Source organism: Agrococcus lahaulensis DSM 17612 (assembly GCF_000425105.1).
Lineage (GTDB): Bacteria > Actinomycetota > Actinomycetes > Actinomycetales > Microbacteriaceae > Agrococcus > Agrococcus lahaulensis.
The window spans coordinates 384,913-410,407 of sequence record NZ_AULD01000006.1 but is presented as its reverse complement, the minus strand read 5'-3'; the positions used below and the strand labels follow the sequence as shown (position 1 = coordinate 410,407).

Annotated in this window: 26 protein-coding genes and 1 pseudogene; 16 read left to right on the top strand and 11 right to left on the bottom strand. The window is 69.3% G+C overall.

Annotation, left to right across the window (positions count from 1 at the left end):
- Window positions 1–100: 100 nt before the first annotated feature.
- From H508_RS15035 to H508_RS0106730, 4 genes are all read right to left on the bottom strand, one after another.
- The gene (locus H508_RS15035) at window positions 101–808 is read right to left on the bottom strand and encodes a PRC-barrel domain-containing protein (RefSeq protein ID WP_051222908.1); all 708 of its coding nucleotides are present in this window, start codon (window positions 806–808) and stop codon (window positions 101–103) included.
- A 123-nt stretch (window positions 809–931) separates the two neighbouring features.
- Window positions 932–1,177: an acylphosphatase gene (locus H508_RS0106740; RefSeq protein ID WP_021010085.1), complete on the bottom strand. Its 246-nt coding sequence runs from the start codon at window positions 1,175–1,177 to the stop codon at window positions 932–934.
- Window positions 1,178–1,203: 26 nt separating this feature from the next.
- Window positions 1,204–1,533 (bottom strand): hypothetical protein, encoded by a 330-nt coding sequence (locus H508_RS0106735; RefSeq protein WP_026373499.1) that lies wholly within the window; start codon window positions 1,531–1,533, stop codon window positions 1,204–1,206.
- Between the two features lie 95 nt (window positions 1,534–1,628).
- Window positions 1,629–2,411 carry a YoaK family protein gene (locus tag H508_RS0106730; RefSeq protein WP_021010087.1) on the bottom strand — a complete coding sequence of 261 codons (783 nt, stop codon included), beginning with the start codon at window positions 2,409–2,411 and terminating at the stop codon, window positions 1,629–1,631.
- Between the two features lie 68 nt (window positions 2,412–2,479).
- Between H508_RS0106730 and ychF the strand changes: the two genes are divergently transcribed.
- The 5 genes from ychF to H508_RS16685 all read left to right on the top strand — a co-directional run bounded on the left by ychF (window position 2,480) and on the right by H508_RS16685 (window position 7,448).
- Window positions 2,480–3,553 (top strand): redox-regulated ATPase YchF, encoded by a 1,074-nt coding sequence (gene ychF / locus H508_RS0106725; RefSeq protein ID WP_026373497.1) that lies wholly within the window; start codon window positions 2,480–2,482, stop codon window positions 3,551–3,553.
- 452 nt (window positions 3,554–4,005) lie between these two features.
- A complete protein-coding gene (locus H508_RS0106720) occupies window positions 4,006–4,476 on the top strand; it encodes a hypothetical protein (RefSeq protein ID WP_026373496.1) in 471 nt (156 codons plus the stop codon).
- Between the two features lie 80 nt (window positions 4,477–4,556).
- Window positions 4,557–5,366, top strand: a complete 810-nt coding sequence (locus H508_RS0106715; protein WP_211220846.1) for a hypothetical protein — start codon at window positions 4,557–4,559, stop codon at window positions 5,364–5,366.
- Window positions 5,356–6,477: an XRE family transcriptional regulator gene (locus tag H508_RS0106710; RefSeq protein ID WP_026373494.1), complete on the top strand. Its 1,122-nt coding sequence runs from the start codon at window positions 5,356–5,358 to the stop codon at window positions 6,475–6,477. Before H508_RS0106715 ends, H508_RS0106710 begins: the two co-directional genes overlap by 11 nt.
- Before the next feature lie 77 nt (window positions 6,478–6,554).
- Window positions 6,555–7,448, top strand: coding sequence for a hypothetical protein (locus H508_RS16685; RefSeq protein WP_026373493.1), 894 nt, complete (start codon window positions 6,555–6,557; stop codon window positions 7,446–7,448).
- Between the two features lie 342 nt (window positions 7,449–7,790).
- Here H508_RS16685 and H508_RS0106700 read toward each other — a convergent pair whose 3' ends face one another.
- Complete coding sequence (locus H508_RS0106700) at window positions 7,791–8,771, bottom strand: hypothetical protein (RefSeq protein WP_026373492.1); 981 nt, start codon at window positions 8,769–8,771, stop codon at window positions 7,791–7,793.
- 220 nt (window positions 8,772–8,991) lie between these two features.
- Here H508_RS0106700 and H508_RS0106695 point away from each other — a divergent pair, with 220 nt between their 5' ends.
- The 7 genes from H508_RS0106695 to H508_RS0106670 all read left to right on the top strand — a co-directional run bounded on the left by H508_RS0106695 (window position 8,992) and on the right by H508_RS0106670 (window position 16,824).
- Entirely contained in the window at window positions 8,992–9,717 is a 726-nt protein-coding gene (locus H508_RS0106695) for a competence/damage-inducible protein A (RefSeq protein ID WP_026373491.1), read from the top strand.
- Between the two features lie 55 nt (window positions 9,718–9,772).
- Complete coding sequence (locus tag H508_RS0106690) at window positions 9,773–12,325, top strand: excinuclease ABC subunit UvrA (RefSeq protein ID WP_051222906.1); 2,553 nt, start codon at window positions 9,773–9,775, stop codon at window positions 12,323–12,325.
- 320 nt (window positions 12,326–12,645) lie between these two features.
- Window positions 12,646–13,623, top strand: a complete 978-nt coding sequence (locus H508_RS17120) for a DNA adenine methylase (protein WP_084155172.1) — start codon at window positions 12,646–12,648, stop codon at window positions 13,621–13,623.
- Between the two features lie 14 nt (window positions 13,624–13,637).
- Window positions 13,638–14,588 (top strand): ParB/RepB/Spo0J family partition protein, encoded by a 951-nt coding sequence (locus H508_RS0106685; RefSeq protein ID WP_156906010.1) that lies wholly within the window; start codon window positions 13,638–13,640, stop codon window positions 14,586–14,588.
- An 80-nt stretch (window positions 14,589–14,668) separates the two neighbouring features.
- Window positions 14,669–15,295: a hypothetical protein gene (locus H508_RS17380; RefSeq protein ID WP_156906009.1), complete on the top strand. Its 627-nt coding sequence runs from the start codon at window positions 14,669–14,671 to the stop codon at window positions 15,293–15,295.
- A 401-nt stretch (window positions 15,296–15,696) separates the two neighbouring features.
- Complete coding sequence (locus H508_RS0106675; protein ID WP_026373487.1) at window positions 15,697–15,948, top strand: hypothetical protein; 252 nt, start codon at window positions 15,697–15,699, stop codon at window positions 15,946–15,948.
- Between the two features lie 33 nt (window positions 15,949–15,981).
- A complete protein-coding gene (locus tag H508_RS0106670; RefSeq protein WP_026373486.1) occupies window positions 15,982–16,824 on the top strand; it encodes a formate/nitrite transporter family protein in 843 nt (280 codons plus the stop codon).
- 243 nt (window positions 16,825–17,067) lie between these two features.
- Here the strand turns inward: H508_RS0106670 and H508_RS0106665 are convergent, their stop codons facing one another.
- The 4 genes from H508_RS0106665 to arfB all read right to left on the bottom strand — a co-directional run bounded on the left by H508_RS0106665 (window position 17,068) and on the right by arfB (window position 19,742).
- Window positions 17,068–17,397 carry a hypothetical protein gene (locus H508_RS0106665; protein ID WP_026373485.1) on the bottom strand — a complete coding sequence of 110 codons (330 nt, stop codon included), beginning with the start codon at window positions 17,395–17,397 and terminating at the stop codon, window positions 17,068–17,070.
- Between the two features lie 50 nt (window positions 17,398–17,447).
- Entirely contained in the window at window positions 17,448–18,761 is a 1,314-nt protein-coding gene (locus tag H508_RS0106660) for a hemolysin family protein (RefSeq protein ID WP_026373484.1), read from the bottom strand.
- A 151-nt stretch (window positions 18,762–18,912) separates the two neighbouring features.
- Window positions 18,913–19,263: a TraR/DksA family transcriptional regulator gene (locus H508_RS0106655; protein WP_026373483.1), complete on the bottom strand. Its 351-nt coding sequence runs from the start codon at window positions 19,261–19,263 to the stop codon at window positions 18,913–18,915.
- Between the two features lie 38 nt (window positions 19,264–19,301).
- Window positions 19,302–19,742: an alternative ribosome rescue aminoacyl-tRNA hydrolase ArfB gene (arfB, locus tag H508_RS0106650; protein WP_026373482.1), complete on the bottom strand. Its 441-nt coding sequence runs from the start codon at window positions 19,740–19,742 to the stop codon at window positions 19,302–19,304.
- 126 nt (window positions 19,743–19,868) lie between these two features.
- Between arfB and H508_RS15025 the strand changes: the two are divergent.
- Window positions 19,869–20,530 (top strand): annotated as a pseudogene (locus tag H508_RS15025) (AraC family transcriptional regulator).
- A 25-nt stretch (window positions 20,531–20,555) separates the two neighbouring features.
- Here H508_RS15025 and H508_RS0106640 read toward each other — a convergent pair.
- Window positions 20,556–21,134, bottom strand: coding sequence for a hypothetical protein (locus tag H508_RS0106640; RefSeq protein WP_026373481.1), 579 nt, complete (start codon window positions 21,132–21,134; stop codon window positions 20,556–20,558).
- Window positions 21,135–21,228: 94 nt separating this feature from the next.
- Here H508_RS0106640 and H508_RS0106635 point away from each other — a divergent pair, with 94 nt between their 5' ends.
- Entirely contained in the window at window positions 21,229–22,893 is a 1,665-nt protein-coding gene (locus tag H508_RS0106635) for an ABC-F family ATP-binding cassette domain-containing protein (RefSeq protein WP_026373480.1), read from the top strand.
- 16 nt (window positions 22,894–22,909) lie between these two features.
- On the top strand, window positions 22,910–23,500 hold the full coding sequence (locus H508_RS0106630; protein ID WP_035254201.1) for a DUF7255 family protein: 591 nt from the start codon (window positions 22,910–22,912) through the stop codon (window positions 23,498–23,500).
- 205 nt (window positions 23,501–23,705) lie between these two features.
- Here the strand turns inward: H508_RS0106630 and H508_RS0106620 are convergent, their stop codons facing one another.
- Window positions 23,706–24,467 carry an SDR family NAD(P)-dependent oxidoreductase gene (locus H508_RS0106620; protein WP_026373478.1) on the bottom strand — a complete coding sequence of 254 codons (762 nt, stop codon included), beginning with the start codon at window positions 24,465–24,467 and terminating at the stop codon, window positions 23,706–23,708.
- 204 nt (window positions 24,468–24,671) lie between these two features.
- Here H508_RS0106620 and H508_RS15020 point away from each other — a divergent pair, with 204 nt between their 5' ends.
- Entirely contained in the window at window positions 24,672–25,451 is a 780-nt protein-coding gene (locus H508_RS15020; protein ID WP_245569471.1) for a Crp/Fnr family transcriptional regulator, read from the top strand.
- Window positions 25,452–25,495: the final 44 nt, after the last annotated feature.

Here is a 25,495-nt window from a genome sequence, read left to right as displayed (position 1 = left end):
TGGTGGTGCGGATGCGCGGTGCGCGCAAGCGCGTCGGTCGCGGTTGCGCGCCATGCGCAGCGGGGCACCCCGGGAGGCGTCTGGACTGCGCAGCCTGCCCTCAGCGGCGGTCGTCGCCGTCCGGCTCGATGCCGTCCCCCTCGACGACGATCTCCTCGCGCTGCACCGGCACCTGGATCGTCTGCATCTCGGTCACGATGCGGCGCCGCAAGCGCGGCCCGCCGGCGGAGGGCTGCGCGTCGTCGGAGCCGCGGCCGCGCACGCCGCGCTCGTCGTCGGAGCCGCTGCCGCTCGAGTCGGCGCTCCCGGCGTCGTGCCCGCCGCCGTAGGGCGTGCGATCCGCGTGCGCCGTCGAGGGTCCGGAGTCGTCGGCGTCGCCGGGGTGGCGCTCATCCGTGTGCTGCAAGTGGCCGCCGACACCGCGATCGCGGTCCTCGTCGTGGCGGTCCCGCGCGTCGCGCTCGTGCTCGCCGATGACGGCCCGCTGCTGCATCGGCGGCTCGACCCCGTAGTAGCGGTAGAGCTCGGCCTCCTGCTCGACGGAGAGCTCGCTCGCGTCGTCGATGCGCGGCGCATCCTTCACGAACGACTTCTCGAAGGGCACGACGAGCCCGTCGCCGCGCTCGGTCGCGCCGGCGACCGGGATGAACGACTCGTGCATGCCGAACAGCCCGGTCCTGACGGTGATCCAGGTCGGCTCGTCCGTGCCCTCGAGCACGAAGACCTGCCCCACGTCGCCGATGCGCTCGCCGTCGCTGCCGACCACCTCGCGGCCGACCAGCCGGTCGATGTTGCCCTGGAATGTCACGATGCCTCCAACGGTTCGGGTCCGCGCCGAGCTCCGCCGGCGAGGGCGGCTGTCGCCTGGCCGCGACGCTACGCGCGCATCCTGAGCAGCCCGTGACAGCCGGCTCCCGATCCGCGCCGCCCGTCAGCGCACGGCGAAGCCCGCTTCGCCGCGCGCCTCGATCGAGGTGGCGTCGACGCGATCGACGCGCGCCGTGTCGGGCCCGTGCGCGAGCCACGCGCCGAACGCCGCCACCGCATCCGTCGCACCCTCGGCCTCCGCCTCGACGGTGCCGTCGAAGCGGTTGCGCACCGAGCCCGCGAGCCCGAGCCGCTCCGCCTCGCGGCGCGCGGCCATGCGGAAGCCGACGCCCTGCACGGTGCCGTGCACGACGAAGCGGCGTCGGATGCGCTCGGTCAGCGCCCGTCGCCCTCGAGGCTCGGGGCGTCCGTGCGGCGCGCGGCGTCCTCGAGGTCGCGCTGGTCGCTGCCGTCGAGCTCCTCGGGCTGCTCGGCGTCGCGGCCGCCAGAGAAGTCGTCGTTCGGCGCCTCCTTGGCCTGACCGTCGCCGTGCACCGTCTCGCCCGTGCGAGCGTCGACGCCCGCGCCGGACTGGCCCTCCTCGGGCACGAACTCGTTGTGGCGGGCGTCGAAGGAGCTCGCCGAGCCGCTGTCCGCCGGCGGTGCCTCGTGGTAGACCGGGTCGCCCTCGCGCGAGTCGTACGTCGGATCGTTCCAGTTCGCCATGATCGCTCTCCTCCGCGGTCCTGCGGCAGCCGTCGGCTGCGCTGTGGACACGACGCTACGCGCGCAGCCTGGGAAAGGGGAGGGCCGCGTCGCGCTCACGCGGAGCGTCGCGAGCGCCCGCGCGCATCCTCGATCACCGGCACGCTCGCGAAGGCGAGCAGCAGCACGGCGGTAGGCACGACGGTGAGGAAGCCGATCGCCTGGTAGGCGAGCGCGCCGGTCACGCCGCCGACGAAGAAGGCGCTCACGAGCAGCACGTGCAGGCCGAGCCGCCCGAGCCGCGGTCGCACGGGATCGGGGTCGCCGGCGCGCTTCGGATAGACGAGCTTGCCGAGCTCGATGCCGATGTCGGTGACCATGCCGGTCACGTGCGTCGTGCGGATCTGCGCATCCGAGATCTTCGTGATCACGGCGTTCTGCAGGCCCATCGTGAAGCCGAGCAGGGCGATGAGCACCCACTCGCGCCCGGCGTCGGCGGTGAGCTCGTGCGCGACGAGGCCGATGAAGAGCGCGAGCGCCGCCTCGAGCAGCAGCACGATCGCGAAGCGGCTCTGCAGCTCGCGACGCCGCGCCCAGTTGAAGAGCAGCGCGCACACCGCCGCGCCGACGACGAACGAGGTGAGACCGGTCAAGCACAGCAGCGCGATGTCGAGCGAGCCGAGCACGAGGCTGTCGGCGAGCATCGCGGTGAGGCCCGTCATGTGCGAGGTGTAGAGCGCGATCGCCATGAAGCCGACGGAGTTGAGGATGCCCGCCGTGAGCGCGAGCAGCACCGCGAGGTCGCGGTTCCAGCGCGGCGAGCGGTCCGGGCCGGCGATGCCCCGGAGGTACGCGACGAGGGGCGCGGCCCGCCCGCCCGGCCCCGGTGACGCATCCATGATCCCGAGGCTAGTGCGGCCGCCCGTCGGGCCCGGGCGGCGGATGCGCGCCGGTAGGCTGGTCTGTCGTGGCACTCACGATCGGCATCGTCGGACTCCCCAACGTGGGCAAGTCGACCCTCTTCAACGCTCTCACCAAGAACACCGTGCTCGCGGCGAACTACCCGTTCGCGACGATCGAGCCGAACATCGGGGTGGTCGAGCTGCCGGACGAGCGCCTCACGCGCCTCGCCGAGATCTTCGGCTCGGCCAAGATCCTGCCCGCGACCGTCTCGTTCGTCGACATCGCCGGCATCGTGAAGGGCGCGAGCGAGGGCGAGGGGCTCGGCAACCAGTTCCTCGCGAACATCCGCGAGGCCGACGCGATCGCGCAGGTCGTGCGCGGCTTCAGCGACTCGGATGTCGTGCACGTCGACGGCAAGGTCGACCCGGCCTCCGACATGGAGACGATCAACACCGAGCTCATCCTCGCCGACCTGCAGACGCTCGAGAAGGCGGTGCCGCGCCTCGAGAAGGACGTGCGCGGCAAGAAGGCCGACCCGGCCGTGCTCGCGGCCGCGGTCGAGGCGCAGGGGATCCTCAACGCCGGCACGACGCTCTCGCAGGCCGGCTTCGACGTCGCGCCCATCAAGGAGCTCGGCCTCCTGACGGCGAAGCCGCAGCTGTTCGTCTTCAACGTCGACGAGGCCGTGCTCTCGGACGAGGCGAAGAAGGCCGAGCTCGCGGCGCTCGTCGCACCGGCGAAGGCCGTCTTCCTCGACGCGCAGGTCGAGTCGGAGCTCATCGACCTCGACCAGGACGAGGCGCTCGAGCTGCTGCAGTCGCTCGGCCAGGAGGAGTCGGGCCTCGACCAGCTCGCCCGCATCGGATTCGACACCCTCGGCCTGCAGACCTACCTGACGGCCGGGCCGAAGGAGTCGCGCGCCTGGACGATCCGCAAGGGCTGGACCGCGCCGCAGGCGGCGGGCGTCATCCACACCGACTTCGAGCGCGGCTTCATCAAGGCGGAGGTCGTCTCGTTCGCCGACCTCGACCAGTACGGCTCGATGGCGGAGGCGAAGGCTGCCGGCCGCGTGCGGATCGAGGGCAAGGACTACGTGATGGCCGACGGCGACGTGGTGGAGTTCCGCTTCAATGTCTGATTCAACTTCCGACCGGGGGTCTAGCTCTTCGGATGACGATGCCAAGTGCCGCTTTGGCGTCTTCGAGCTGCCCCGCAAGCCCGACGCTGTGGGATCTTGTGTGTTCGAGTCGAGCAATATCGACCGCGAACTGCTCCCCACTGGGTGACGTCCTTCTCGAGCGCTCGGCCGCATCCGCACGGCCTCGAAGCGGTCGTGAGAGGGCAGGCCGCTGACTGAGAATGGCTGGGTCTCGATTGAAGGACAGGTGCGCGCCATGCGGGGTAGGCCGGCGGGCCGTTGCCGATCGGTTCTATGCGATCACCATTTGAGAGCCCTCTAAGGCGCCACACCCAGCACCGTCGGCGGTAGCAGCGTCAAGCCGTTTGTCACGATCGAACTCTGGTGGCGGGTGCGCGTTCTCTCTGCAGTCTGCTTGAGGTGCTCAGCGCAGGAACTACTAAAGTCGCACAATGAGCGGTGATGAGCGCCTTCAGATCGTTAGCAGGACGCCCCGGCGCAAGCGTCGGTACTGGTACCCCACGTTCGAGAGTTCTTCCGACTTCGAAATGCGGTGGTGGCGGGACAGGTATGAGAACGAGCCGCCGCCCGAAGATCACTGGGTGTCGATCATGCTCGGCGCTCGAGAAGTCGCGCGGAGCAAGTACGTCATGACAGGTGCCCGTGTAGATCCTGTTCTTGGGGACCTTCCGCACGGACAGCTTGACATTCTCGCGTTCGAGGTCGCGGTCCCGCTACGCGGGAAAGGCATCGGCCGCGCGACCGTACAGGCGATCCGAGACCGGCACCCTCTACCGCGCCTGACTGCCCTGAACGACGGCGTCGAGTCGAGGAAGTTCTGGGACGGGATCGGCTGGATCAGGCATGAGCCCCCTCGGGCGACCTTGAAGAGTGTCGAACGCGTGACCTACTCCGAGCCATGAGGCTCGGACATGCGGGCACCATGCGGCTCGAGTGACGGTGGCACGCAAGCCGTCGGGCGCCGGTGCGCAAGGAGCCGACAATGGTGGACAGCGCGCCGTCATTGACTGAAGCGGCCATGCTCGAATCGTGTGTCATACTGAAGTTCCAGTCCAGACCGTATCGGCGGCTCGGACGCGACTCCAGGAGGTTCACGATGGGCTCAGATTCACCGGCCGATGCTCTCGGTCTCCACGCGCAAGGCGTCCGAGATGCGGTCGTGGAGGCCGTGAGATCGGTGCACTACCGGTTCGCGGAGGCGCACGCGGTGTCGCGGTCGCGGTACGGGATGGGCTTTGGCAGCCAGTGGCGCGATCTGCTGGACGAGGCTCATGACACGATCACGCGGCATGGCTTCCAGTCGCATACGCTGACCCCCGGCGGGCACAAGTTGCCGGTCGTCAACGGCTGCCTGGTATACGTCTGGCGAGCGCCTGACGACCGCGAGGCCGTGAGCAAGTTCGCGTCCAGCCCGACGCGCCAGTCGGGCTTCGCAGCACCGCCGCCTCCTGCGATGCTGTTCGATCCCACCTTCTCCGATGAGGCCGAAGCGGACGAGGATGTCGTCGGAGTGGCAGAGACGGAGGTCATGCTCGAGGCCGTCCGTGACGGGATGCCCTTGGTGCTTGTCATGGTCTGGTCAACGCCGCGCCAGCTGCAAGCGATCGAGTGGGCCGTCGCCGAGCTTGACGAGGCCGGCAAGGTGACGCTTCACGGCCAGGAGAGCATCTGGGAGCCGGAGGGCGTCTCGGTCGACGCGGCATCCAACGTGGAGTCGTTCAGCGAGGGCGAGCCGATCGAGCCCGTCGTCGAGCCGCGCAAGCAGGAGGGCATCGATCCATATGCGCGGTGACACTCCTAGCCTGTTCGGCCTCTCTGGCTCCGGGCAAACCCACGGCCGCTTCGAGCCGGCGCGCCTGACCCAGGCCCGAGTCCGCAAGTCGGTGACTAAGACGGAGCTGGCCGCCAAGGTCGGCGTCTCCCCTACGGCGATCGGACAGTACGAGGCAGGCGTCAACTCCCCTCGCGCGGACGTCGTCGAGCGCTTGGCGAAGGCACTGGACGTCCGGCCGGGCTTCTTCAGTGTCGGTCGCCCGCTCGCGCGCATCGACACGGTCAACGCCCACTTCCGTAGCCTGCGCTCGGCCCGCGTGAGCGATCGGCAGAAGGCGCTGGCCACGGCGACGCTAATCTGGGAACTAACCTTCGCGCTCGAGCGGCACGTCAGACTTCCGGAAGCTGATCTCCCTGTCGCTCCTGCCGGGAGCTCGCCCTCCGAGGCGGCGGCCCTCCTGCGCCGACATTGGGGCCTGCCCGACGGCCCGGTCAAGCACCTGGTCGCCACGGCCGAGTCCCGCGGCATCGTGGTCGCAGTGCGCCCGCTCGCCGAGATCGACGCCGTCGACGCCTTCTCCGTCGTCATCGTCGACCGGCCGATCGTAATCACAACGCCGCGCCGGACGGAGAACGTGTTCAGGCACCGGTTCTCGATCGCGCACGAGATCGGGCACCTGCTGCTCCACTCCGACTTCGGAGAGCACAGTGCGGCCGTCGAGAAGGAGGCCGACGAGTTCGCGGCGGCATTCCTCACCCCGGCGGCGTCCATGGACGCGGCGTTGCCGCAGCGGCTCGACCTCGCTGCCCTCGACCGCCTCGGCAGGACATGGGGCGTCTCGCCGACCTCCTTGATCCGCCGAATGGTCGAGCGGGGGCGTACCACCGAGTCTTCGGCACGTCGGGCCTACCAGCGTCTCTCGGCCGTCTATGATCCCAAGGCCGACCCGACGAGCGCCTATCCGGGCGAGGTGCCGACGCTTCTCCGGAAGGCCGCTGACCTCGCCGGTCATCACGGCGCGCCCGTGCCTGTGCTCGCCGAATCGCTGAAGATTAGCCCTACCCAGGTCCGCGATCTGCTGGGGGAGGGCGACGAGCGCCCGGTGCTGCGCCTCGTCGGCAGCGACTGACGACCTCGTTCCTGCCGGGCGGCGACGGATGCCGCCCGACCGTACCGATCACGACCCACGAAGAAGGATCCTCTCGGATGGCCTATCCCACGCTCGCTCTGCACCTGCTTATCTCGGCACCAGGCGACGTTCCGCTCGAGGACATGGCCGTCATGCGCAAGACGATCAGCCAGTGGAACCTCAACCTCGGCCGCCATGTCGGCCTGACAGTTCTGCCCGTGTCCTGGACCGAGCACGCCGTCGCCGAGTTCGGCGAACGGCCGCAGGAAATCCTCAACCATCAGATCGTTGGGGAGGCCGATCTCGCGGTGGCGCTCTTTCACGATCGCCTCGGGACGCCGACCGGCGAGGCCGAGTCGGGCACGGCTGAGGAGATCAAGGTCCTTCTCGAGGCGGGGAAGTCGGTGGCGGTCCTCGTGAACTCCGCTCCGCGCCCGCCCCTGAGCGGCGCTGCGCTGTACGAGCGGCAGAGGCTCAACGCCTACCTGGACGAGCTGCGCAAATCCGCGCTTGTCCTCGAGTACGGCAATGACGGGGTCCTCATCGGTCACCTCAACAACTTCCTCAGCCGAGCGACGGCGCAGTTCCAGCAGTCGGTCGAGTCCTCGAAGGACGCGCAGCCGGAGGGGCCAGACCCTTCTGAGGGCGTCTGGCCGCGGGCGGAGGTGCGCGAGAGCGTGAAGACCGACAGCAAAGGCCGGGTGAAGACCGAGCGACACTGGTCGCTCGTCCTCCACAACACCTCGCGCGGGCCAGCCGCTGACGTCGACTTCAAGTTCGTGGACATGCCGGAGGGAGCGCTGTTCCGCGTCTATCGCGAGGACGGTCCTCTCGGAACCATCCCGCCCGGCCAGGAAGCGCGGTTCCCCCTGCTGCTCGCCGCGGGGTCGCCCGATGCGGTCGACTGCGTGGTCACGTGGACCGACGCCTCGGGGAACGCCCGTGAGACGAGGGCGACGGTCAGGAGCTGACGGTCCTAGCCGCGGCGACGTGGTTGAGTTCCGCTTTGCGGTCTAACCTCTGACGGTGAGCGGTGCGGTGCGGCCACGACGCTCTTTGCGATGGTTTCTGAACGAAGAGCTCCGGAGCCAAAGCCGGAGCCGAAGCCGGAGCCGAAGCCGGAGCCGGAGCCGGGGCTCGCGGCCAGTTTTCGAGACTTCGAGCCCAGGCTGGTGAGACGAGCAACCCGCGAAGCGACCGACACCCAATGACAGTCAGGCGCGTGCATCGGTTGCGCGCGGTCGTGCCAGCCGTCAGCGCGGAAAGGGTGAAATCTGTTGACCCCTAAGTAGTGGCGAGGATGCCTTCATAGTTCATCGCAGCTTCAAGGTGGTGCGAGTCTCACGCTCGACGCCGTTTCGGTCCAGGAAGGTCACGATGCACTCAACCATGTCGGGGGAGTCGAACGTCAGCGGGAGCGGGACCGAGAACGTGCCCTTCGGCCGGAGGCTTGGGATGCGTCGTTCACCGGTGCCGACGTAGAGCGACTGCTCCTCCTCGCCGTCGAAGTTCTCGAAGCGATACTCGACGTCTGTCACCGAGTAGGGGATGTTGCTTTCGAACACCAGTTCGTAGGTCCTCGTCGGCCCGAGTGTGAGCCGGGCTTTACGTACGGAGCTGTCCTTGGTCTCGACTCGCGGCCAGATGCCCAGCTCAGTAAGGTCCTCCACCTTGGTCGCGTCCCACAGTGCAGTGTTCTCTTCGATGTACCGGCGACCAAGCTCTACTGCACTCGGTACGGCCTCGTAGTCGGACTTGACCGGCTGAAGCGAAGCCTTGAACTTCGTGGCGATCCTCGTCAGATCGGTCATGAGCTTCAGTTCCAAGTCGTGCGCCTGATTGTACTCGCCTACCAGAGCGCGCTTGCGGACGTGGCTGAGGTAAGTCTCGAGTCTCGCCTTCTCAGCCGTCGCTTCGATTCCGGAAACCGGTCTGCGGTCGGTCATGTTGCGGTAGATCAAGACCTCCTTTCCGGTCTGGATAAACTCGTCAGTTTCTTCTGCCGTGCCCGACTCATGTTCGGGCGTCGGTGTACCGAGCCGATCGGTATACACGACGATCGCCACGTCGGATGCGTCGATGAGCTGCTCGTTGATCATCTGCTGCGCGTAGTCGTCTGCGACGCCTGGGGTCGAGCCCTCTGTCCAGTCGGTCGGGACGAAGATGATCGACCGGAGCTTCCCGTGATCCACGTTCCACCGGCGCATCGCGCGATGGATCACGCCGCGGTGAGTCTCAGGAAAGTCGCCAGGTGCCGAGATCATCACCTGAACGACGAGCGCGTTGAATGCCATAGCTCGACCGTACGGGTTGGCGCGCACTCAGCAGGATGCGGGCACGGCGCTTGGAAGGTGTGAGGGGTCTAAGTGACAGATGAACCTCAGCGGAGAGCGAGCGTCTCGAGGCGTCATCCGCGCAGAGGTGGTCCGGATACGGAACGCCGTGGAATCTCGTTTCAACGTGTAAGAGCCGGTGTCGCCGGTTCTACCCAGGTGGCCACGGCACGCTAGGGGCATGACGAACCCGACTGCCGCCATGCTCGTGATTGGCGACGAGATCCTCTCCGGGCGCACCCGCGAGGCGAACGCCTACCACCTGGCCGGGCGGCTCGGAGAGGTCGGCATCGATCTGCGCGAGATCCGCGTCGTCCCTGACGACCATGCCGTGATCGTCGGCGCGGTGCGCGCGCTCAGCGCTGCCCACACCCACGTCTTCACCTCCGGCGGCATCGGCCCGACGCACGACGACATCACGGCCGACGCCGTGGCGGATGCGTTCGGCGTCGGCGTCGAGGTGCGCGACGATGCGCGCGCCGCGCTGCAGGCGGCCGTCGGGCCGGGGCGTACGCTCACCGACGCGCACCTGCGGATGGCGCGCATCCCGCACGGCGCGGCGCTCATCGACAACCGCATCAGCGGAGCGCCCGGCTTCCGCATCGGCAACGTGCACGTCATGGCCGGCGTGCCCGCGATCTTCGTCGCGATGCTCGACGCGGTCCTGCCGGGGCTCGAGTCGGGGCTGCCGGTCGTCTCCGACGAGCTGCGCTTCGAGGTGGGGGAGGGCCGCATCGCCGAGCCGCTGCGCGACCTCGCCGCCGTGATGCCCGAGCTCAGCATCGGCTCCTACCCGTTCCACGACGCCGGCGTCTACGGCACCAACATCGTCGTGCGCGGCACCGACCCGGCGCGCGTGCGCGTCGCGATCGAGCGCCTCCGCGCGATCCGCGACGCGGTCGGCTGAGCACCGCCCCGCCTTCCTCAGGGTGCTCGCACCGGCCTCGCGAGAGGCTGGCGTGATGGATGCACTGGGGAGCGGTACGCAGGACGGCTTGGATCGCGTGCGCGTGCGCGGCGCCCGCGAGCACAACCTGCGCAGCGTCGACCTCGACATCCCGCGCGACGCGCTCGTCGCGTTCACGGGGATCTCCGGCTCCGGCAAGAGCTCGCTCGCGTTCGGCACGATCTACGCCGAGTCGCAGCGCCGCTACTTCGAGTCGGTCGCGCCCTACGCGCGCCGGCTCATGAGCCAGGTCGGGGTGCCCGACGTCGACGCGATCGACGGCTTGCCGCCGGCCGTCGCGCTGCCGCAGCAGCGCTCCGGCGGCTCGGCGCGCTCGACCGTCGGCAGCGCCACCTCCATCTCGAACGTCGTGCGCATGCTCTACTCGCGCGTCGGCACGTACCCGCCCGGCGCGCCGATGCTCTACGCGGAGGACTTCTCGACCAACACCGTGCAGGGCGCGTGCCCCACGTGCCACGGACTCGGCCAGGTGCACGACGTGCCGGAGTCGCTCATGGTGCCCGACGCATCCCTCACGATCCGCGAGGGCGCGCTCGCCGCCTGGCCGACCGCGTGGCACGGCAAGCAGCTGCGCGACAGCCTCATCTCGCTCGGCTACGACATCGACGTGCCGTGGCGCGAGCTGCCACGCGAGCAGCGCGACTGGGCGCTCTACACCGACGAGTCGCCACAGGTGCCGATCTACACCGACCGCGGCCCCGCCGAGGTGCGGCAGGCGATCGCCGACGGCACCCCGCCGCGCTACATGAGCACCTTCCAGGGCGTGCGCCGCTACGTGCTGGGCACGTTCGCGGGCTCGAAGAGCGCCCGGATGCGCGAGCGGGCCGCGTCGTTCATCGTGAGCGTCGCGTGCCCCGAGTGCGGGGGTCGCCGGCTGAAGGGCGAGGCGCTCGCGGTCACGTTCGAGGGGCTCGCGATCACCGAGCTCGCGGCGATGCCGCTCGACGACGTCGGGGCGCTGCTGCGGGGCGTGCTCGAACCGGGCTGGCGGCCGAGCGGCGGCGACGACCACCCCGAGCAGCTGCTCGCGGCTCGGCGCCTCGTGACCGATCTGCTCGCGCGCCTCGCGCCGATCATCGACCTCGGGCTCGGCTCGCTCTCGCTCGACCGCACCACCGCATCCCTCTCCTCCGGAGAGCTCCAGCGCATGCGCCTCGCCACGCAGGTGCTCTCGCAGCTCTTCGGCGTCGTCTTCGTGCTCGACGAGCCCTCCGCCGGCCTGCACCCCGCCGATACGGAGTCGTTGCTGGGCATCCTGCGGCGACTGCGCGACTCGGGCAACTCCGTCTTCTTCGTCGAGCACTCGCTCGACGTCATCCGCGAGGCCGACTGGATCGTCGACATCGGGCCCGGCGCCGGTGCCGAGGGCGGCTCCGTCGTCTACTCGGGGCCGCTCGAGGGCCTCCGCGACGCGGAGGAGTCGGTCACCCGCCGCTACCTGTTCGATGCGCCGCAGCCGAGCCGCGAGCGGCGAGCGCGGCGCGAGGGCGACGGTGCGCTCGAGCTGAGCGGCGTCTCGCGGCACAACGTGCGCGACCTCTCGGTCGCGTTCCCGCTCGGCGCGCTCACCGCGGTGACCGGCGTCTCCGGCTCCGGCAAGTCGACGCTCGTCGTGCAGGCCCTCCCGGAGCTGCTGCGCGCGAGCCTCGCGAGCGAGGTCGACGACGCCTCCGCGGCCGACGACGGCGCGGCGCCCGCCGACCCGCTGACGCAGCGCGTCGAGGCCGAGACCGCCGGTCGCGCCCACGGGCCGGCGGGGCGCCTGCGCCGCGTCGTGCAGGTGAGCCAGCGGCCCATCGGCCGCACCTCCCGCTCGAACGTCGCGACCTACACCGGCCTGTTCGACCGCGTGCGGGCGCTGTTCGCCGCGACGCCCGAGGCGAGGCGACGCCGCTACGCCGCGAGCCGCTTCTCGTTCAACATGCCCGCCGGCCGCTGCCCGACGTGCAAGGGCGAGGGCACGATGGAGGTCGAGCTCCTCTTCCTGCCGACGGTCCACGCGCCGTGCACCACCTGCGGCGGCGCCCGCTACAACGCCGAGACGCTCGAGATCGAGCTCGACGGCCGCTCGATCGCGGATGTGTTGGCGATGAGCGTGCGCGACGCCCGCGCATCCCTCACCGACGACGCCGAGGTCAACCGGCACCTCGACGCGCTCCTCGACGTCGGGCTCGGCTACGTCGCGCTCGGCCAGCCCGCGACCGAGCTCTCAGGCGGCGAGGCGCAGCGCGTCAAGCTCGCCGCCGAGCTGCAGCGCGGCCAGCGCGGCGACACCCTCTACCTGCTCGATGAGCCGACCTCGGGCCTCCACGCGGCCGATGCCGACCGGCTGCTCGCGCACCTCCACCGCCTCGTAGACGGCGGCAGCACCGTCATCATGGTCGAGCACGACATGCGCATCGTCGCCGAGGCCGACTGGGTCATCGACCTCGGGCCAGGGTCGGGGGATGCGGGCGGCCAGGTGGTCGCGGAGGGCACGCCCGAGCGGGTGGCGGCGAGCGCGACGAGCCGCACCGCCCCCTACCTCGCGGCGGCGCTGTTCCGATGAGGGCGGGGCTTCAGTAGCCGATTCGGGCGAGCTGGCGTCGGACGTAACGTTCGGCGGTCTCTGAGCGGGCGAAGGCGCATCGACCGGTGCAGTGGGCGACCAACCGTTGCACGACCGCATCTCCACACTGACCCAGACGACCCCAGCCGCGCCTGGCGCTATCGCCATCGGCTCGTTGCTGCGCCGGCGCGACCGCTCGTCTCGTCTGCGTTCGCCACTGTTGCAGCGCGTCCGACCTGTAGTTCGGACCTACGGCCTCCTCGTGTTGAAGGACAGGGATCACGACCTGCGCACTCAAGCCGCGGCGTGTTCGTGCGGTGATGGAGTCCGAACGGCGACGATTCAGCTACCATCCGGGAAAGACAGTCGGAGGAACTTTGCGATCGACAATCGTCGCCCAGGCGAATCGGCATCCAGGCGACCCGGATGCCGCAGATGTGCCATGGAGTGTATTGAATCGAGCAGAGTTGGCGGGCAGGGCTGCTCGGACGCTGAGCGCGTCGCCTCGGCCGTTCGTGCGCTGGGCGGGTTCCAAGCAACGACTGCTATCGCAACTGGTCGAGCACCTCCCGGTTCGCTTCAAGACCTACTACGAGCCATTTCTCGGCGCAGGATCGATGTACTTTTTGTTGCAACCAGAACGCGCTCGCTTGAACGACTCGTGCGCCCCCCTGATGGCAATGTATGAAACCGTCCGCAGCGCGCCTGAGCGCGTGCTAGATGCATTGGACGGAATGGACGTGCTTGACCGCGAATATTACTATCGAGTCCGAGCCTCCCAGTCTGGCGATCGTGTCGAGGAGGCCGCCAGATTCCTTTACCTGAACCGCGCCTCCTGGAACGGACTGTACCGAGTCAACGCCCGCGGGCAATTCAACGTGCCTTATGGCCGACCGAAGTCCCCGGTCATTGTCGAGCGGCAACACTTGGTGGACGCTGCAAGCCAGCTTCGACGTGGCGATACTCGTCTTACGACGCTCGACTTCGAAGATGCGCTCGAGGGCGCGGGCGAAGGGGATCTTGTGTTCCTTGATCCGCCATACGCCTCAAGCAAACGGCGAGAAGGATTCGTAGACTACAACGCGACGTTGTTCACTTGGGAGGATCAGGAGCGACTGGCTCGTGTCGCGGACCGGTTGAGCTCAGCGGGCGCTCACGTCATCGTCACAAACGCCTATAACACTGCGATTCGTGCGCTTTATCCAGGCTTCCGCGAACATGCACTAGTGAGGCGCAGTTCACTTGCGAGCGACACCCGACGGCGTCGACCAGTAGCGGAAAGCGTTCTGGTCTCGTGACGCAGCCCCCGGAGATGCTGTCGTCCAGCCGGCAGGCGGAACTCAATCCCGCATCAATCAAGCCCAACCCGAACAATCCACGCCGTTACTTCAACGAAGAGCGTCTTGATCTTCTAAGGACCTCCATTCAGGAGGTCGGTATCCTCGTACCGCTGATCGTCTACGAGGATCCTGAGAACCCCGGCACCTTCGTCCTGATGGACGGGGAGAGGCGATGGCGGTGCTCGATCGACTTGGGCTTGCGTGCCGTTCCAACGAATGTCATACCGGTTCCGGATCCCCTCGAGAATCTATTGCGGATGTTCAACATCCACAATGTCCGCGAGGACTGGCCCCTGATCAGCGTTGCCCTCTCTCTACGCGAGGTTATGCAGATCTCCGGCGAGCGTGGAGAGAAGCGCCTTTCGGAAATGACCGGGGTCACGCGTTCCACGGTTCGTAGGGCTCGTCGGCTGCTTTCGCTGCCCGAGGAAGAGATTGAACTGATTCTGGATGAGGCTCATCTTGATCGGAACGATCAGGTGCATCGAGAAGACCTTTACCTGGAAATCGAAGCCGCGGAGTCCGTTCTTCGCAGCGCTGTTCCGAGTTTTGCTGCGAAGCACACCAGAGCGGAGGTAATCCGGGCGTTCGCCCGCAAGGCGGAGGAAAAGACTCTTCGAGCGGTGACCGACTTCCGTCTACTCGGCCGGCTCACGAAGGCGCTCGAGAATAACCCTGTCGATGCTGATCTTGTCGACTACGCGCTTGACGAGTTGGTGACCGACGTAAGGGTCACTCCCCAAGAGGTTTTTGAGAACTTCGCGGCTGAAGGGTATCGACAGCAAACGCTGATAAAGAAGGCCGAGGTGCTGGCGGATGACTTGACGAGCCTCCGTGACGAGGGCGTTGTCTCCGCCGCCCTATCCGAGCGGCTGCTCACCTTGCGCCAGCTTATCGACCAGATTCTAGAGGTTGCTCGGTGATAGTCCCTTATGAAGAGCCGGCGAAGGCTGAGATGCGAGCTCTCGCTGAGGTGGCCATCGACCAAGCAGGTTTCTCCTTGGTGGATGAGTTGCAGCAGATTGAGATTCCTGCCGATCTGAAGTTAGTGGGATCAATCTCCGGTGACCTTCAAAGCCTCGACGCTGAGGGACAGAGAACCTTCTACTACCTTCGACCCGTCAAAGACAAGGCTGTGCCGAAGTGGCTCGGGAATCTTGCACGAGCTTCGCACTCGCTGAAAGCAGGTCCGTTCTATATCGTTGTGCGGGACTACCACGATAGTTTCGCCGCCTCGTGTCGTGAGAATGGTGCTGGACTGCTTCGACTCACCGCTGCGTCGTCCTTCGAGGTAGTGGTCGATTACTCGGAGACTTCCCCGAAGGCGGTCGAAGCAGCGGTCGAGGAGCGGATCACCGAACTCAGGCGTCAAATGGAACGTCGCGTTGAGATGGCGCGGACTGACATCGAGTCTCGCTATGCGCAGTCCGCGGGTATTATCGCGACGATGGAGTTCGATGCAGCTGAGCGTTACAAGAATAGATTCGAATCCGAGTTCCGCTCGCTGGACGATTGGGGAATGTCTATGTCGCAGAGGCTCGACGGACTCGGCGGGTCGTCTTCCGCAGCGGATATTGATAAGGTCGCTGAACTGATCTCAGCTGGGCCGAAGGAGTCTGGATCCGCGTGAGACGAGTCGCCGGAACTATCTCGTCATTGCACCGCTTTCTGCTCGTTGCGAGCTCAGTCGCGATCGGGGTGTTTGCTTCGCGTGTCGCTTCGTTCCCCGAAGAGGTGGGATTATGGGCGCTCCTGGCGGCTTTTTCGGCGCTCATGTTCCTCGCGGATATCGGTAGGCGAGTAGATGAGAATGGGCGCACTTTGTCAGCGGCTTCCCGCATTCCGATTGCCACGGCGCGCGAGGACGCATTGACGAAGTCAGACTTGGTTGGAATCGTCGCGAGCGGAGGCTTCTGCCTCCTGGCATTCGGTGTTGCGTTCCTGCAGTCGATCTAGCGCCTCGTAACGAGCGAGCCGCACGCTCCTGCGCTCGCCTGTTTACCTAGGCCGCAGTGCGCCGCATGCGTGCAGGTGTCGATCGGCAAGGGAGAACTTGACCACTCCGCTTCGGGATCGACGTGGCCGACGTCGATCGGCTCATGCGGCACCGGCATCACCGACGGCGCTAGCAACGTCGTCATAGTCGAGCACTCGAGGCGCATCGGCGCCCAGGCCGTCTGGATCATCGAGCGGACGGCAGGGTCGTCGCGCAGGGCAGCTGGCGGCGACACGCCGGAGTCAGAGGCGGCGGTCGCGCACGGAATGTTCGTCAGGTACGGGTGACGGCGCTCGGCACCGCATCCGTACGCTGTGCGCATGGAAGAGCGTGAGCAGCGCCGGAACCTCGGCGACAGCGACTTCGACATCGAGGACGCGCTGCTCGACGAAGCCGTCACGACTGTCGTCAAGGGCGCGGAGCGGCTGAACCGCAAGTGGCCCGAGCTCGTCATCACGGGCGTCTTCGGCGGCTTCGACGTGGGCCTCGGCATCCTCGCGATGGTGCTCGTCAAGCAGGCGACGGGCTCCGACATCCTCGCCGGCATGGCGTTCGGCGTGGGGCTGCTCGCGCTCAAGCTCGCGCACTCGGAGCTCTTCACGGAGGAGTTCCTCCTGCCGCTGAACGCCGTCATCGCCGGGCAGGGCACGTGGCTGCAGATGCTGCGCCTCTGGGCGGTCACGCTCGTCACCAACCTGCTCGGCGGGCTCGCGTTCATGGCGATCGTCGTCGTCGGCCTGCCCGGCTACCGCCAGACGATGATCGACTCGGCCCTCGGCTACATCGACCAGCCCTCGCTGCCGGTGATGATCGCGCTCGCGCTCCTCGCGGGCGCGACGATCACGCTGTCGACGCGGATGCAGCAGGGCTCGTCGGACGACGTCGTCGCGGTGGTCACGTGCACGATCTCCGGCCTGCTGGTGATCGGCTTCGGCATGCTGCACGGCGCGCTCAACGCCATCATCATCTTCGGCGCGATGCTCGCGGGCGCAGAAATCTCGATCGGCGACTTCGCGCAGTGGTTCGCGATCGTCATCCCGTGCAACATGCTCGGCGGGCTGCTGATCATCTCGCTGCCGCGCGTCGCGCGGACGCTCCGCGTGCTGCGCGGCATCCGCGCCGGCTCCATCCCGCTCGAGACGGCGGAGGAGCAGGCGGCGTGACCGAGGGCGGAGGCGTCACGATCCAGGCGGATGCGTGCGATCCGGTCGAACGGGCGGGCCCGGTAGCCCATTCGACCGAGCAGACGTCTCAGGCACCGCTCGGGCCCCTCCCAGCCTCGCCGGACATCATCGTTCTCGGAACTCCTGGGGCGCCCGATGCCTTGGACGAAGGCCACGTGAATGCCCCTCGGCAGCGAGCTGCGAGAGGGGCTCTCGCGTCTCTCGCGTCCCGGGAGCACGGCGTCAGCCGACGCCGCCGCCCACGCCGAACGGCGGGTGCAGCGCCGCCGCGAGCACCATGATGGCGACGGCCGCGGCCGCGAGGACGATGCTCGGCGCGACGGGAGCGCGCGGCGCGAGCCGCGAGCGCCAGGTCGCGATGAGGGTGACGGCGGCCGCGATGACCGCCCAGGTCAGCAGCACCCAGCCGAGCAGCCATGCGAGCTCCATCGGCGCCTCCGGCACGACGCTCAGCAGCGCGCTGAGCTGGAGCAGCACGGCGCCGAGCGCGGCGAGCGCGACGGCGATCACCGCCGGAACCCAGGCGTCGTGGGCCGTCGCTGCCCGCAGCATGGCGCGAGCGTAGCGGCGCTCGCGGGCGCTGCGCCAGACCGCCGGCGACGTCAGTGCTCGGGAGGCGCCTCGCCGTCCCCGGTGGGTTCGGCGACCGGGGTGACGAACAGCTCGGCGATCCGGTGGCGGTCGAGGGCATCCACCCTGAGCAGCGCACCGTCGACTGCGACGACGTCGCCGACTTTCGCGAGGCGGCCGAGCCGCTCGAGCACGAAGCCTGCGACCGTGTCGGCGGAGCTGCTCGGCAGCCGCACCCCGGTCGCCTCCTCGAAGTCCTGGAAGTTCAGCCGGCCGTCGACCGCGCCGCCCTCCGTCGAGAGCTCGCTCGGCCCGGTCTCGGTGTCGTACTCGTCGAAGATCTCGCCGACGACCTCCTCCAGGAGATCCTCGAGCGTGACGATGCCGTCGGTGCCGCCGTACTCGTCGATGATGACCGCGATGTGGTGCCCCTCGGCCCGCATCGACGCGAGCGTCGGCAGCACGCGCGCCGTCGCCGGGAAGTAGGGGATCGGGCGACCGATCTCGCCGACGGTCGCGGCCGAACGGTCCTGCACCGCGTCGAAGAGGTCGCGCACGTGGACGAACGCGGTGATGTCGTCGATGCTCCGATCGATGAGCGGGTAGCGCGAGTACGGCTGCTCGCGCACGAAGGCCGCCGCCTGCTCGATCGTCGCGGTGCCGTCGAGCGCGGCGACCTCGGGCCGAGGGCGCATGACCTCGCTCAGCTGGCGGTCGCGCAGCGACAGCACGTCATCGAGGATCCGCCGCTCCTCGTCGGGGAAGCCCGCGTGGCTCGAGACCATGTCGCGCAGCTCCTCCTCCGTCATCTCCTCACCGGTCTTGTGCGGGTCGCCCCCGAGGAGGCGGACGACGAGGTTCGTCGAGATCGACAGGAACCAGATGACGGGCTTCATCACGATCGCGAAGCCGTTGAGGATCGGTGCGACGGCGTAGGCGAACGCCGTGTTGCGCTGGATCGCGAGCCGCTTGGGCGCGAGCTCGCCGAGCACGAGCGAGAGGTAGGCGATCGCGAGCGTCAGCACGACAGTCGCGACGGTGCCGGCCACCTGCTCGCTCAGTCCGATCCCGGTGAGCAGCGGCGTCACATACGGCGCGATCGACGAGGCGCCGAAGGCCGCCGAGGCGAAGCCGGCGACGGTGACGCCGATCTGCACGGCGGAGAGGAAGGTGTTGGGGTTCCGGGCGAGCCCCGCCACCTTCTCGCCGCGCTTGCCTCGCGCGGCGAGCGCATTGATCTGGCCTTCGCGGAGGGTGACGAGCGCCATCTCCGTCGCAGCGAACACGCCGCCGATCAGGACGAACGCCACGACGAGGGCGATGTTCGTCGCGAGATCCGCGCTCATCGGCGGGCCTCCGCGGGCTGGGGCGCGCCCAGGGTCACCTGGGCGCGCGGACTATGACCGTCGGGCGATCCCGAGCTCGCGTTGCGTCGCATGGAGCCAGGCTACAGCCAGCCGCGCTGCGGCGACCCGGGGCGCGGGCGCTGTCGCACGCTCAGGCTTCGAGGCGGCGGGCGCAGTCGATGCAGGTCGTGGCCTGCGGTCGCGCCTCGAGCCGCTCGGGAGCGATCGGCCGGCCGCAGACGCTGCAGAGCGAGTCCTCGCCTCGCTCGTGCCGCGCACTGGCTTCGTCGATCGCGGCGAGGGCGTCGAGCTGCGTCTGCCGGAGCCCTTCGAGCCGTGACCACTCGGAGGAGAGCGAGACGCCGTCGGGGTCGTGCTCGTCGTCGTCGTTGAGGCCCTCGCGCATCCGTCGCAGCTCCACGAGCTCGCGCTCGACCTCCTCGAGCCGCTCGAGCACCTCGCGGCGGCGCTCGGCGATGCTGTCGGCGCGCGATGGCTGCATGGGGCCAGGGTAGCCGCGGCCGCCGACGCTGCCGCTCGTCACTCGGGCCGCGGAGGGCGGCGGTGCTGCTTGGTCGCGGAGCGCCGGAGCTTCGCCTCGACTCGCCGCCGCTGCGAGCCGCGCGTCGGGCGGGTCGCGCGGCGCGCCCGCTGCGGCACGACGGCGTCGCGGAGCAGGGCCGCGAGGCGGCGCCTGGCGGCGACGCGGTTGTCGAGCTGCGAGCGGTGCTCCGAGGCGTTGATCGTCAGCACCGTGCCGGTGAGGCGCGGTGCGAGTCGGTCGAGCGCCCGTCGGCGCTGGTCGTCGTCGAGCGCCGTCGTCGAGCCGAGGTCGAGGCTCAGCTGCGCACGGGAGTCGGAGGTGTTGACGCCCTGACCGCCGGGGCCGGACGAGCGGGAGAACTGCTCGACGAGCTCGGCCGAGGGCACCCGCAGCCCGCGCGGGGCGCCCGGGCCGGGCAGCACGAGCAGATCGTCCATGCCTCGAGTGTGCCCGGTGGCCCGTCGCTGCGCGCGCACGACTGTCGCGAGCGGCGATCGAGCCCTGCATGGATCATCGGGTGCGCCGACGGGCTCGCGACGACGATGGAGTGCGGAAGGAGGACCGTGATCGGCACGCTGAACGCCATCGTCGAACTCGTCGAGCGGGATCCGGCGGAGCCGATCGACGCCGCCCGCTTCGCTCGAGAGCACGCGACGACCGAGTATCACGTGCGCCGGATGTTCTCGGCGCTCGCGGGGATGCCGCTGTCGGAGTACGTGCGACGGCGGCGGATGACGCTGGCAGCCGCGGAGCTCGTGCGCGGAGCGCCGAGCCTGCTCGACGTCGCCGTGCGCTACGGATACGGCTCCGTCGAGGCGTTCGGCCGCGCGTTCCGCTCCGTGCACGGCACGGGGCCGGCGGAAGCGCGCGGCTCAAGGGCCTGAGCGACACCGAGCCGGCCGGCATCCTCGCCGTCATGGCCGGCATCGAGCCCGACGCTCCGGAGGGCTCGCCGCTCACCTACCTGCACGGCGTCGCGATGCGCGCCGATTCGGCTGTGCCCGACGATCTCGACGTCGTACGCGCGGACGCTGGCACGTGGGCCGTCTTCCGCTCGAGCGGACCGTTCCCCGAGGCGCTGCAGTCGATGATGGCCGCGACCGCGACCGACTGGTTCCCGTCGAACCCGTGGCGGCTGCGCCCCGGCCCGTCGATCCTGCGGTACCTCGAGCTCACGGGGTCGCACGCGACGTGCGAGTACTGGTTGCCGATCGAGGCGGCGTGAGCGCGCGACCTCAGCCCATGGGCCGTCAGTAGTAGCGCTCTGGCCAGCCGTATGGATCTGCGTCGCCGAGGAGATCGCTCGCGCTGTCGATCTCGGCGGCGACGCGCTGCCGGAAGCGAGCGTCGATGCCGCGCCGGTGCAGCTCTCGACCGAGCTGCCGGCGCACGGCCGCGAGAACCGTGTCGCTGCTCCGGCAGACGGCGACTGCGAAGGCTAGTGCGAGGAGCTCCTCATCCTCGAAAGCTGGGATGCCGCGCTCAGCGCGCGTCTCGGCCTCGCGCTGCGTCTCCCACGGGTATGGCGAGCGCTGCGCGAGCGCCGCGAGCCAGTCGTAGTCGCCGTCCGCGTCGAGCTGGCGCAGCCTCGGCAGCACGAGATCGGCGGCCAAGTGCCGCTCGTCGACGGGCAGGATGCGGTGCAGCTGACCGCGCAGGCCCTGCTCGGTGCGGCCGACGCGCGCGGCGATCTCCTCGAGCGAACCGCCGTCGCGGATGGCGCGCATGACGGCGCGGTAGTCCTCCTCCGTCCACGGCTTGCCGTGGCGCCGTGGCAGGGGATCTCCGGGGAGATGGGCGACGAGGTCGTCGCGCGTGATGTTCGTCATGACCGGGACTGTGCCCGGTCTCGCGAGCGCAGGAGCGAGCTGCGGCGATGCCTGTGGATGAGCGCCGCGTGCCTGCGGCTGGGAGGATGGCGGGATGACCGCAACGCTCGTCGCCCAGGGACTCGCCGGTGGCCACGGCCACCGCACGCTCTTCGACTCGCTCGACCTCACGGTCGCGCCGGGCGACGTCGTCGGCGTGGTGGGGGCGAACGGCGCGGGCAAGTCGACCCTGCTCCGCATCCTCGCGGGCGTCGACGAGCCGCAGACCGGCACGGTGTCGCTCGCGCCGGCGGACGCCTTCGTCGGCTGGCTGCCGCAGGAGCACGAGCGCGTCCCGGGCGAGACCGTCGTCGAGCACATCGCGCGTCGCACCGGCTGCGCCGCCGCGACTCGCGAGATGGACGACGCCGCCGAAGCGCTCGGCGACCCCTCGCTCGCGCCCGCCGGCACCGACCCCGCCGACACCTACGCATCCGCCCTCGAGCGCTGGCTCGCGAGCGGCGCCGCGGATCTCGACGAGCGCACCCCGATCGTGCTCGCCGAGCTCGGCCTCGAGCTCGAGGGCGAGCCGATCGAGCGGGCGCTCATGACGTCGCTCTCCGGCGGGCAAGCGGCGCGCGTCGGGCTCGCGGCGCTGCTGCTGAGCCGCTTCGACATCGTGCTGCTCGACGAGCCGACGAACGACCTCGACCTCGACGGGCTCGAGCGGCTCGAGGCCTTCGTGCAGGGCCTCCGCGGCGGCGTCGTGCTCGTGAGCCACGACCGCGAGTTCCTCGCGCGCTGCGTGACCCGCGTGCTCGAGCTCGACCTCGCGCAGTCGTCGAACCGCGTCTACGGCGGCGGCTACGACTCGTACCTCGAGGAGCGGGCGACGCTCCGCCGCCACGCGCGCGAGCAGTACGACGAGTTCGCCGAGCAGAGGGCCGATCTCGTCGCCCGCGCGCGCCGCACGCGCGAGTGGTCGAGCCAGGGCGTGCGCAACGCGATGAAGAAGGCGCCCGACAACGACAAGAACCGCCGCCGCGCGATGACCGAGTCGAGCGAGAAGCAAGCGCAGAAGGTGCGGCAGATGGAGAGCCGCATCGCGCGGCTCGAGGAGGTCGATGAGCCGCGCAAGGAGTGGCAGCTGCAGTTCGAGATCGGTGCAGCGCCCCGCTCGAGCTCGGTCGTCGCGACCTTGAACGGCGCGGTCGTGCGGCAGGGCGCCTTCACGCTCGGGCCCGTGTCGCTGCAGGTGAGCGCAGGGGAGCGGATCGGCATCACCGGGCCGAACGGCGCCGGGAAGTCGACGCTGCTGCGCGCCCTGCTCGGCCGCCGCGACCCCGACGAGGGCTCGGCGAGCCTCGGCGCGAGCGTCGCGATCGGCGAGATCGACCAGGCGCGGTCGCTGCTCGCGGGCCCGACACCGCTCGCGGATGCGTTCGAGTCGCTCGTGCCGGAGCTGGCGTCGGGCGAGGTGCGCACCCTGCTCGCGAAGTTCGGGCTGCGCGCCGACCACGTCGGCCGGCCGGTCGACGAGCTCTCGCCCGGTGAGCGCACGCGTGCCGCGATGGCGCTGCTGCAGGCGCGCGGCGTCAACCTGCTCGTGCTCGACGAGCCCACGAACCACCTCGACCTGCCGGCGATCGAGCAGCTCGAGCAGGCGCTCGAGACCTACGACGGCACCCTCTTGCTCGTCACGCACGACCGGCGGATGCTCGAGGCGGTCACGCTCGACCGGCACTGGAGCGTCGAGTCGGGGGTCGTCACCGAGTATTGAGCGGACGGAGAGTCGGATGCCGGTCGGAGATGTCGAGCGAGCCGTCGGGGCTGCCGCCGCCGCTGACGGGATCGAGCTCGTGCCCATGTCGCACGTTCCTTGGCTGACGACTCGCGGTCACCTCGCGGTGTCCGGGGTGCCGCAGGGTGTGCTCGACCGGCTCGCGTTGGCGTTCGCCGCGCTCGGCGGGGATGCCGAAGCGCAAGCGGCCAAGCAGCTGCGGCCGCTGCCCAACGACCTCGTCCACTTGCCGACGCGCACGATGGTGGAAGTGGACGAGCTCCAGCACTTCACGTCGTTCCGGCTGCAGACGCTGCGGTACCTCGACGATCGCTCGACGCTCGACCACGCGGGATACGCATCGCTGTGCGGCACCTGGGCCGTGAAGGCGGATGCGTACCGCGCGTCCAAGGCGGCCAAGGGTTTCCCCGGTGCGTGTTCGCGCGGGCGCCAGCGTGCGTACAACGACTTGCTGCGCGACCTGCTGGCGCCGGAGCACGGATGGGGGCTCGTTCGCGTGCCCGCAGCGCGGATCGACGGTGCCACGGCGTACGAGCTGGCTCGAGAGGCCATCAGACGCGTGCTCGACGAGCGACGCGACAGCTGAAGAGACTCGAGCAGGGACGCGAACAGGGAAGTCGGGGCGGCTGCCGCGGGGCTCGACGTCGAGACCGCTTGCTCGTCACGAACGACCGGCGGATGCTGGAGGCAGTCACGCTCGACCGGCACTGGAGCGTCGAGTCGGGGGTCGTCACCGAGCGCTGAGGGCGCCGAGCCTCAGCCCGGCGCCCTCAGCGGTGCGGCTGCAACGATCAGTGCGTCGTGCGCGCGCCGTCGATCGGGTACACGGCGCCCGTGATGGCGGTCGTGATGTCGGCGGCGAGGAACAGCACAAGCCCCGCGATCTCCTCCGGCTCGACCGCTCGACCGATCGGCGAGTCCGCGAGCACGCGCTCGCGCGTCTCGGGGTCGTCGAGCCAGCGCTGCGTCATGGGCGAGCGCACGAGTCCGGGAGCGATGGCGTTGACGCGGATGCCCTGGGCGGCGTAGTCGAGCGCGGCGGCCTTCGTGAGGCCCGCGACCGCGTGCTTCGCGGCGACGTAGGGCGCCATGAAGGGGTCGGCGCGGAGGCCCGCGACCGACGCGGTGTTGATGATCGAGCCGCGGCCCTGCTCGGCCATGTGCGCGAGCTGGTACTTGAGCCCGAGGAACACGCCGGTGACGTCGACGTCGAGCGTGCGGCGGAAGTCCTCGACCGTCTGCTCGGCGAGCGGAGCGGTGGGCGGCAGGAGGCCCGCATTGTTGAAGGCGATGTCGAGACCGCCGAACTCCGAGACCGCGAGGGCGACGAGCGACTCCTGCTGCTCCGGGTTGGTGACGTCGGTCTTCTGGAAGACGGATTTGCCGCCCGCGGCCCGGATGGCCTCGGCGGTCTGGGCACCGCGATCATCGATGTCGCCGATGACGACGTTCGCGCCATGCTCGCCGAAGGCGAGCGCGGTCGCGCGCCCGATGCCTGTCGCGGCGCCGGTGATCAGGACAGTGCGTCCGGTGAAGTCAAGATCTGCAGCCATGGTGGTTGCTCCTCTCTATGGGGCCGGTCCAGCGGGCGCCCATCGGCGCGCGGTCCGAACCGTCGCGACATGCGATCCGCATGTCTCTCAATATTGAACAACCCGTCGGAAGTGTCGGCTATTCCACTGGGCGCTCCCTCGCGCAGCACGCGGTGGTCAACGGTGGCGACTCTCGTCGATGCTTCGATGCGCCAGAGTGGAGTCGTGTCGAGTGACGTGAACGAGGCGTTCGAGCCCAGCGGCCGGCGGGTCATCCCCGTGCAGACCGCGTATGCCCCGACCCACTCGTGCTCGCCGGCGGTGCGGATGCGCGTGCTCTCGCGCACACCGCTGTTCGCGGGGCTCGACGCTGAGGCGCTGCGCGAGATCGACGCGCGGATGGTGAACTTCCACACCGCCGCCGGCGACGACATCCACCGCCAGGGCGAGCCGGCCCGCTACTTCCACGTCCTCGCCGCCGGCCGGCTCAAGGCGGTGCGCTCGAGCGCGGACGGCCAGCGGGTCGTCGTCGACCTGCTCGGCTCCGGCGACGCCTTCGGCGGCATCGACACGTTCGGCCGCACCGAGTACGGCGAGACCGTCACCGCACTGACCTCGACGTGCATGCTGCGCATCGACGCGGAGGGCTTCCACCGCATCCTGCGCGCGTTCCCGAGCGTCGCGCTGCGGCTCATCGACGACCTCTCGGCGCAGCTCATCGAGACCCGTGAGGCGATGACCCAGCGCTCGACGGCCGTCACGCAGCGCGTCGCGGCGACGCTCCTGCGCCTGGCGGAGAAGTTCGGCGAGCCCGCCGAGGGCGGCATCCTCATCCAGATGCCGCTCACTCGCGCCGATCTCGCGGGCCTCACCGGTTCGACGCCCGAATCGGTCTCGCGCGCGATGAGTCGGATGCGTCGGGCCGGGCTCGTGGAGTCGGGCCGGCGGTGGACGCGGATCATCGACGCTGCCGGTCTCGCTGCCGCGGCCTCCGCCGACGACTGAACCGACGCATCCGCTCTTCTGCACCCGACTGCAGCAGCATGACG